The following is an 8492-nucleotide window of genomic DNA, read 5'->3' on the forward strand; positions in this document are numbered from 1 at the left end:
CACTGACTCCGGGCGCCCATCACCGTCATACTGGCGGCGGCGGTGTGCGCCAGGCGTGACGCGGGACGTGTGACGCATACGGCGCGCGACCGCCGCCCGCACCGCACCACACCGCACCAACCCGAAGCCGCCCACTCCCGATCAGGATCCGGAGCCCGTGGCATGACCGTCTGCCTGCTCCTGCTCAGCGCCGTCGCCCTGACGGCCGCCGTACCGATGCCTCGTGCGCTGGTCCGGGCGGCGTGGCCCGAACGGGAGCCCGTGGTCGGGCTGTGGGTGTGGCAGTGCCTGGTCGCCACCGTCCTGCTGTGCTGTCTGACCGCGCTCACCCTCGGCGCGGCGGCCGTCTTCCAGACCGTGCGTGACCAGGTCTTCGCCCCCGCACCGCCCCACGTCACCGCCGCGTACAACCTGTCCGCCGCGCCGCCGTGGGCCGTGGCGCTCACCCTGCTGCTGGCCTGCGGTGCCGCCTGGACCACCGCGATGCTCGCCCGCGAGCTGTTCGAGGCCCGCCGCCGCCGTGGCCAGGCCCGCGCCCACCTGCGCGAACGCGCCCCCGACCTACCAGCGGGCCTGGGCGCGGCGCGCGGCCCGCTGCTCGTCCTGGAGGACGAGTACCCCGACGCCTGGTGGATGCCGGGCAGCCCGCCCCAGCTGATCGTCACCACCGGCGCGCTGCACCGCCTGACCGACCATCAGCTCGACGCCGTCCTCACCCACGAGCGCGGCCACGCCCGCGCCCGCCACGACTGGCTGCTGCACCTGTCCACCGCGCTGGCCACCGGCTTCCCGCGTGTCCCCCTCTTCACCCACTTCTGCGACCAGACCCACCGCCTGGTCGAACTCGCCGCCGACGACACGGCCTCCCGGCGCTGCGGCCACCTGACCACGGCGCTGGCACTGATCGAGCTCAACCAGCACCGGGGCGTCCTCTCCTGCGCCTCCAGCCACCGCCTCCTGGGCGAACGCGTGGACCGGCTTCTGGAGCCCCCCGCTCGACTGGACCGCAGACACCGGGCCTTGACGACGACGGCGGCGGCTCTGGTGCCGTTGCTCCCCCTGCTGATCACCTTCGCGCCGGGGCTGACAGCCCTCGGGTGAGTGTGCGGGGCTGTCCCTGTGCCTGAGGCCGGTCGGGTCCCTACATCCAGTCGTCCGGCTCCGGCTCGCCCTCCATCTCGGGCCAGTCGTCTGATCCGGCCGCCTCCGCGTGTGTGTCCGCGCCTGTCGGGGCGTCGAGGGACGCGAGGACGGCCAGCACCCCCTCCCCGTAGGTCGCCAGCTTCTTCTCCCCCACCCCGCTGATGCCACCCAGCTCCCGCACCGACGTGGGCCACACCGTGGCGATCTCCCGCAGCGTGGCGTCGTGGAAGATGACGTAGGCCGGGACGCCCTGCTCGCGGGCCTGCTCGGCGCGCCAGGCGCGCAACGCCTCGAAGGCGGGCAGCAGTTCCTCGGACAGCTCGGCGGCGGCAGCCTTCGGCTTGCGCTCACCTCGGCCGGAGGAGGACGAACCCGACCGCGAGCCCACCGGCTTCTTCGGTTCCTTGCGCAGCGGCACCTCCCGCTCCCGCCGCAGCACCGCACCGCTGGCCTCGGTCAGCACCAGCGTCCCGTACTCCCCCTCGACCGCGAGCAGCCCCTGCGCCAGCAACTGCCGGACTACGCCCCGCCATTCACCCTCGGCGAGTTCCTGACCGATGCCGAACACGGACAGCTGGTCGTGATCGAACTGGATCACCTTGCCGGTGCGCTTGCCCAGCAGAATGTCGACGATCTGCACCGCACCGAACTTCTGCCCCCGCTCCCGCTGCAACCGCACCACCGTCGACAGCACCTTCTGCGCCGCGATCGTGCCGTCCCAGGTCTCGGGCGGCGTGAGACAGGTGTCGCAGTTGCCGCAGCCGGCCGGGTCGGGCTCCTGCCCGAAGTAGACAAGGAGCTGCCCGCGCCGGCACTGGGCCGTCTCGCACAGCGCCAGCATCGCGTCCAGGTGCGTCTGCGCCCGCCGCCGGAACGCCTCGTCGCCCTCGCCGGACTGGATCAGCTTGCGCTGCTGTATGACGTCGTTGAGGCCGTACGCCATCCAGGCCGTGGACGGCAGCCCGTCCCGCCCGGCACGCCCGGTCTCCTGGTAGTACCCCTCCACCGACTTCGGCAGATCCAGGTGGGCCACGAACCGCACGTCCGGCTTGTCGATGCCCATCCCGAAGGCGATGGTCGCCACGACGACCAGCCCGTCCTCCCGCAGGAACCGGGACTGATGCGCCGCGCGCGTGCCCGCGTCCAGGCCCGCGTGGTACGGCACCGCCTCGATACCGTTCCGGGTCAGGAACTCGGCCGTCGACTCCACCGACTTGCGCGACAGGCAGTAGACGATCCCCGCGTCACCCGCGTGCTCCTCGCGCAGGAAGCTCAGCAGCTGCTTCTTGGGGTCCGCCTTCGGCACGATCCGGTACTGGATGTTGGGCCGGTCGAAGCTCGCCACGAAGTGCCGGGCCGTCGGCATGTTCAGCCGCTGGGTGATCTCCTGGTGCGTGGCCCGGGTGGCCGTCGCCGTGAGCGCGATCCGCGGCACGTCGGGCCAGCGCTCGCCGAGCAGCGACAGCGTCAGATAGTCGGGGCGGAAGTCGTGCCCCCACTGGGACACACAGTGCGCCTCGTCGATCGCGAAGACGGAGATCTTCCCGCGTGACAGCAGATCCAGCGTGGCGTCGAGCCGCAGCCGCTCCGGCGCCAGATACAGCAGATCCAGCTCACCGGCGAGGAACTCGGCCTCCACCACCCGCCGCTCGTCGAAGTCCTGCGTGGAGTTGATGAACCCGGCCCGCACACCCAGCGCCCGCAGCGCGTCCACCTGGTCCTGCATCAGCGCGATGAGCGGCGAGACGACGATGCCCGTACCGGGTCTGACCAGGGCCGGAATCTGATAGCAGAGCGACTTCCCGCCACCGGTCGGCATGAGGACGACGGCGTCGCCACCGGCCACCACATGCTCGATGACTGCTTCCTGCTCGCCCCGGAAGGCCTCGTACCCGAAGATCCGGTGCAGCGTGGCCAGCGCCTCGCTCTCCGTCAATGGCATCTCGGTGATACCGCCTGTCCCACCCATCGTCGTGTCCCCCGTACGTCGTCCCTCGACCACTGCGTCCACGATAGGCGCCCGCACTGACAGCTTCGGAGTTATCCACAGGCTTTCCCCGGGGCCCTCCGCCACCGGTCAAACGTGCGACCACACCGGTCGGGCCCGGGTAGTAGAACGGCCCTCCCCGATCACTCGGGGAGGGCCGTCAAGGGAACGCGTCAGCGCACGAACACCCCCGCGTCCCCAGCCAGGTCCAGGAAGTACTGCGGCGCCACACCCAAGACCAGCGTGACCGCCACGCCCACCCCGATCGCCGTCACCGTCAGCGGTGACGGCACCGCCACCGTCGGCCCCTCCGGCTTCGGCTCGCTGAAGAACATCAGCACGATCACCCGGACGTAGAAGAACGCGGCGATCGCCGACGAGATCACGCCGATCACCACCAGCGGCACCGCCCCGCCCTCCGCCGCCGCCTTGAACACGGCGAACTTCCCGGCGAACCCGGAGGTCAGCGGGATGCCGGCGAAGGCCAGCAGGAAGACCGCGAACACGGCCGCCACCAGCGGCGACCTACGACCCAGGCCGGCCCACTTGGACAGGTGCGTCGCCTCGCCGCCCGCGTCCCGTACCAGCGTCACCACCGCGAACGCCCCGATCGTCACGAACGAGTACGCCAGCAGGTAGAAGAGCACCGAGGACACACCGTCCGGCGTCATCGCGATGAGACCCGCGAGGATGAATCCCGCGTGGGCGATCGACGAGTACGCCAGCAGCCGCTTGATGTCGGTCTGCGTGATCGCGACGATCGCGCCGCCCAGCATGGTGACGATCGCGACGCCCCACATCACCGGCCGCCAGTCCCAGCGCAGGCCCGGTAGCACGACGTACAGGATCCGCAGCAGCGCGCCGAACGCCGCCACCTTCGTCGCCGCCGCCATGAAGCCGGTCACCGGCGTCGGCGCGCCCTGGTACACGTCCGGCGTCCACATGTGGAACGGGACAGCGCCCACCTTGAACAGCAGGCCCATCACGATCAGCGCAGTGCCGAGCAGCAGGAGCACGTCGTTGCCCATGGTGTTCGCCAGGGCCGGGGTGATGTCGGTGATGGTGCCGTCGACGACCTGCGCGATCGTGCCGTACGCCATCGAGCCGGAGTAGCCGTACAGCAGCGCGATCCCGAACAGTGTGAACGCCGACGCGAACGCACCGAGCAGGAAGTACTTCACCGCGGCCTCCTGCGACATCAGTCGCTTGCGGCGGGCCAGCGCGCACATCAGGTACAGCGGCAGCGAGAAGACCTCCAGGGCCACGAACAGCGTCAGCAGATCGTTGGCCGCGGGGAAGAGCAGCATGCCGGAAACCGCGAAGAGCAGCAGCGGGAAGACCTCGGTCGTGGCGAAACCGGCCTTGACCGCGGCCTTCTCGCTGTCGCTGCCGGGCACGGACGCCGCCTGCGCGGCGAAGGAGTCGACCCGGTTGCCGTGCGCGGCCGGGTCGAGCCGCCGCTCGGCGAAGATGAACAGGGCGACCAGCCCGGACAGCAGGATCGTGCCCTGCAGGAACAGCGCCGGTCCGTCGACCGCGATGGCGCCCATCGCCGCGATCTGGGCCTTCGTGGTGCCGTATCCGTCCGCCGCGAGGGCGACGACCGCGGCGAAACCGGCGGCCAGTCCCACGGCGGACACGAACATCTGAGCGTAGTAACGGGACTTGCGCGGTACGAACGCCTCGATCAGCACCCCGAGGATCGCCGCGCCGATCACGATCAGCATGGGCGACAGCTGGGCGTACTCGATCTTCGGGGCGTCGATCTTGCCGATGGGCTCGGCCGCCGTTGTCCACAGGCTGTGGACGGCTGTTGCGCTCACTTGGCCGCCTCCACCTCGGGCCGGGGGTCCTGCTTCTGAACGTCGGACATGGTCTGCTTCACCGCCGGGTTGACGATGTCCGTGACGGGCTTCGGGTAGACGCCCAGGAAGATCAACAACGCGACCAGCGGGGCGACGACCACCAGTTCACGCACTCTGAGATCGGGCATCGCGGAGACCTCCGGCTTCACCGGGCCCGTCATCGTCCGCTGGTAGAGGACGAGGGTGTAGAGCGCGGCGAGCACGATGCCGAAGGTGGCGATGATGCCGATCACCGGGTAGCGCGCGAACGTGCCGACCAGGACCAGGAATTCACTGACGAAGGGTGCGAGCCCGGGCAGCGACAGGGTGGCCAGGCCACCGACCAGGAAGGTGCCGGCGAGCACCGGGGCGACCTTCTGGACACCGCCGTAGTCCGCGATGAGCCGCGAGCCGCGCCGAGAGATCAGGAAACCGGCCACCAGCATCAGCGCGGCCGTCGAGATCCCGTGGTTGACCATGTACAGCGTCGCGCCGGACTGGCCCTGGCTGGTCATCGCGAAGATGCCCATGATGATGAAGCCGAAGTGCGAGATCGACGCATACGCGATCAGGCGCTTCATGTCGCGCTGGCCGACCGCGAGCAGCGCCCCGTAGATGATGCTGACGAGCGCCAGTACGAGGATCACCGGCGTCGCCCACTTGCTCGCCTCCGGGAACAGCTGGAGGCAGAAGCGGAGCATCGCGAAGGTGCCCACCTTGTCCACGACCGCCGTGATGAGGACGGCGACCGGGGCGGTGGACTCCTGCATGGCGTTGGGCAGCCAGGTGTGCAGCGGCCACAGCGGCGCCTTCACCGCGAAGGCGAAGAAGAAGCCGAGGAACAGCCAGCGTTCGGTGCTGGTCGCCATGTCCAGCGAGCCGTTGGCCCGGGCCTCGGCGATCTCGGTGAGGGAGAAGTTCCCGGCGACCACATAGAGGCCGATCACCGCGGCCAGCATGATCAGACCGCCGACCAGGTTGTAGAGCAGGAACTTCACGGCCGCGTACGACCGTTGCGTCGACGCCACCTGCTCGCCGTGCTCGTGGGCACGGTCCCCGAAGCCTCCGATGAGGAAGTACATCGGGATGAGCATGGCCTCGAAGAAGATGTAGAAGAGGAAGACGTCGGTGGCCTCGAAGGAGAGGATCACCATCGCCTCGACGGCCAGGATCAGGGCGAAGAAGCCCTGCGTGGGGCGCCACCGCTTGCTGCCCGTCTCCAACGGGTCGGCGTCGTGCCAGCCCGCGAGGATGATGAACGGAATCAGCAGGGCGGTGAGTGCGATGAGCGCCACCGCGATGCCGTCCACGCCCAGCTCGTAGCGGACGCCGAAGTCGGCGATCCAGGCGTGCGATTCGGTGAGCTGGTAGCGGGCGCCGTCCGGGTCGAAGCGGATCAGCACCGTGATGGCGAGGGCGAGCGTGGCGAGCGAGACGAGCAGCGCCAGCCACTTGGCGACGGTGCGCTGCGCGGCCGGGACGGCGGCCGTGGCGATCGCCCCGAGCGCCGGGAGCGCCGCTGTCACTGTCAGCAGAGGAAAGGACATCGGTATCAGACCGCCCTCATCAGCAGGGTCGCGGCGACGAGGATCGCCGCGCCGCCGAACATCGAGACCGCGTACGACCGCGCGAAGCCGCTCTGCAGCCTGCGCATCCGCCCGGACAGGCCGCCGACGGAGGCCGCCGTGCCGTTGACGACTCCGTCGACCAGGGTGTGGTCGACGTACACCAGGGACCGCGTGAGGTGCTCGCCGCCTCGGACCAGGACGACGTGGTTGAAGTCGTCCTGGAGGAGGTCGCGGCGGGCGGCCCGGGTGAGCAGCGACCCGCGCGGGGCGACGACCGGGACCGGGCGGCGGCCGTACTGCGCGTAGGCGACCGCGACGCCGATCACCATCACGGCCACCGTGGACAGCGTGACCGTCAGTGCGCTGATCGGCGGGTTCCCGTGGTCATGGCCGGTGACCGGCTCCAGCCAGTGCACGAACCGGTCGCCGATGCTGAAGTACGCGCCGCCGAAGACCGACCCGACGGCCAGCAGGATCATCGGGATCGTCATGACCTTGGGCGACTCGTGCGGGTGCGGCTCCGCGTGCTCACCCCGAGTCTCCGCCGCGGGCTCCACGCTCGGCTCGGCCGGGGACGGGGTCGGGGCGTGCCGCCAGCGTTCTTCTCCGAAGAACGTCAGCAGCATCACGCGCGTCATGTAGTACGCCGTGATGGCCGCGCCCAGCAGGGCCGCGCCGCCGAGGATCCAGCCCTCGGTGCCGCCCTTGGCGAACGCCGCCTCGATGATCTTGTCCTTGGAGAAGAAGCCGGACAGGCCCGGGAAGCCGATGATCGCGAGGTAGCCGAGGCCGAAGGTGACGAAGGTGATCGGCATGTACTTGCGCAGGCCGCCGTAGCGGCGCATGTCGACCTCGTCGTTCATCCCGTGCATCACCGAACCGGCGCCGAGGAACAGCCCGGCCTTGAAGAAGCCGTGCGTCACCAGATGCATGATCGCGAAGACGTAGCCGATGGGGCCGAGGCCGGCGGCGAGGGTCATATAGCCGATCTGCGACATGGTCGAGCCGGCCAGCGCCTTCTTGATGTCGTCCTTGGCGCAACCGATGATCGCACCGAACAGGAGCGTGACCGCTCCGACGATGGTGACGACCAGTTGCGCGTCGGGCGCGGCGTTGAAGATGGCCCCGGAGCGGACGATCAGGTACACGCCCGCCGTCACCATCGTCGCGGCGTGGATCAGGGCCGAGACGGGGGTCGGGCCCTCCATCGCGTCCCCGAGCCAGGACTGCAGCGGCACCTGGGCGGACTTGCCGCAGGCGGCGAGCAGCAGCATCAGGCCGATCGCGGTGAGCATGCCCTCGGAGGTGTCGCGCACGAGGCCCGGCTCTTCGTGGCTGCCGAGCACCGGCCCGAAGGCAAAGGTGCCGAACGTCGTGAACATCAGCATGATCGCGATCGACAGGCCCATGTCGCCGACGCGGTTGACCAGGAATGCCTTCTTCGCGGCGGTGGCGGCACTGGGCTTGTGCTGCCAGAAGCCGATCAGCAGGTAGGAGGCGAGACCGACGCCCTCCCAGCCGACGTACAGGAGCAGGTAGTTGTCGGCGAGGACGAGCAGCAGCATCGCCGCGAGGAACAGGTTCAGGTAGCCGAAGAAGCGGCGGCGCCGCTCGTCGTGCTCCATGTACCCGACCGAGTACAGGTGGATCAGCGAGCCGACGCCGGTGATCAGCAGCACGAACGTCATCGACAGCTGGTCCAGCTGGAAGGCGACGTCGGCCTGGAAGCCCTCGACGGGGATCCAGCTGAACAGGTGCTGCGTCAGCGTCCGGTGCTCCGCGTCCTTGCCCAGCAGGTCGGCGAAGAGGACCGCGCCGAGGGCGAAGGAGACGAGCGCGAGGACCGTGCCGATCCAGTGGCCGACGGCGTCGAGCCGCCGGCCGCCGCACAGCAGGACGGCCGCTCCGAGCAGGGGCGCCGCGATCAGCAGCGCAATCAGGTTCTCCACT

Annotated in this window: 5 protein-coding genes; 1 reads left to right on the top strand and 4 read right to left on the bottom strand. The window is 69.8% G+C overall.

The genetic code is table 11. The features are described 5' to 3' along the window. Nucleotides 1-162 precede the first annotated feature (162 nt). Entirely contained in the window at nucleotides 163-1101 is a 939-nt protein-coding gene (locus HJD23_RS16700) for a M56 family metallopeptidase (RefSeq protein ID WP_141309554.1), read from the top strand. A 40-nt stretch (nucleotides 1102-1141) separates the two neighbouring features. Here HJD23_RS16700 and recQ read toward each other — a convergent pair whose 3' ends face one another. The 4 genes from recQ to nuoL all read right to left on the bottom strand — a co-directional run bounded on the left by recQ (nucleotide 1142) and on the right by nuoL (nucleotide 8491). Continuing rightward, nucleotides 1142-3112 (bottom strand): DNA helicase RecQ, encoded by a 1971-nt coding sequence (gene recQ, locus HJD23_RS16705; RefSeq protein WP_171118589.1) that lies wholly within the window; start codon nucleotides 3110-3112, stop codon nucleotides 1142-1144. Between the two features lie 191 nt (nucleotides 3113-3303). Continuing rightward, entirely contained in the window at nucleotides 3304-4953 is a 1650-nt protein-coding gene (gene nuoN / locus HJD23_RS16710) for an NADH-quinone oxidoreductase subunit NuoN (RefSeq protein ID WP_171112528.1), read from the bottom strand. Next, a complete protein-coding gene (locus tag HJD23_RS16715) occupies nucleotides 4950-6521 on the bottom strand; it encodes an NADH-quinone oxidoreductase subunit M (protein WP_171112530.1) in 1572 nt (523 codons plus the stop codon). The genes nuoN and HJD23_RS16715 overlap by 4 nt, the downstream gene beginning before the upstream one ends. A gap of 5 nt (nucleotides 6522-6526) precedes the next feature. Next, the gene (nuoL, locus tag HJD23_RS16720) at nucleotides 6527-8491 is read right to left on the bottom strand and encodes an NADH-quinone oxidoreductase subunit L (RefSeq protein WP_171112532.1); all 1965 of its coding nucleotides are present in this window, start codon (nucleotides 8489-8491) and stop codon (nucleotides 6527-6529) included. Nucleotide 8492 lies beyond the last annotated feature (1 nt).

The sequence above is a fragment of the Streptomyces sp. Z423-1 genome (assembly GCF_013009255.1).
GTDB classification, from domain to species: domain Bacteria; phylum Actinomycetota; class Actinomycetes; order Streptomycetales; family Streptomycetaceae; genus Streptomyces; species Streptomyces gossypiisoli.

Excerpts from the sequence above, each read along its gene's own strand:
- recQ (WP_171118589.1), bottom strand. The coding sequence starts at position 3,112 with ATGGGTGGGACAGGCGGTATCACCGAGATGCCATTGACGGAGAGCGAG.
- HJD23_RS16715 (WP_171112530.1), bottom strand. The coding sequence starts at position 6,521 with ATGTCCTTTCCTCTGCTGACAGTGACAGCGGCGCTCCCGGCGCTCGGG.
- HJD23_RS16700 (WP_141309554.1), top strand. The coding sequence starts at position 163 with ATGACCGTCTGCCTGCTCCTGCTCAGCGCCGTCGCCCTGACGGCCGCC.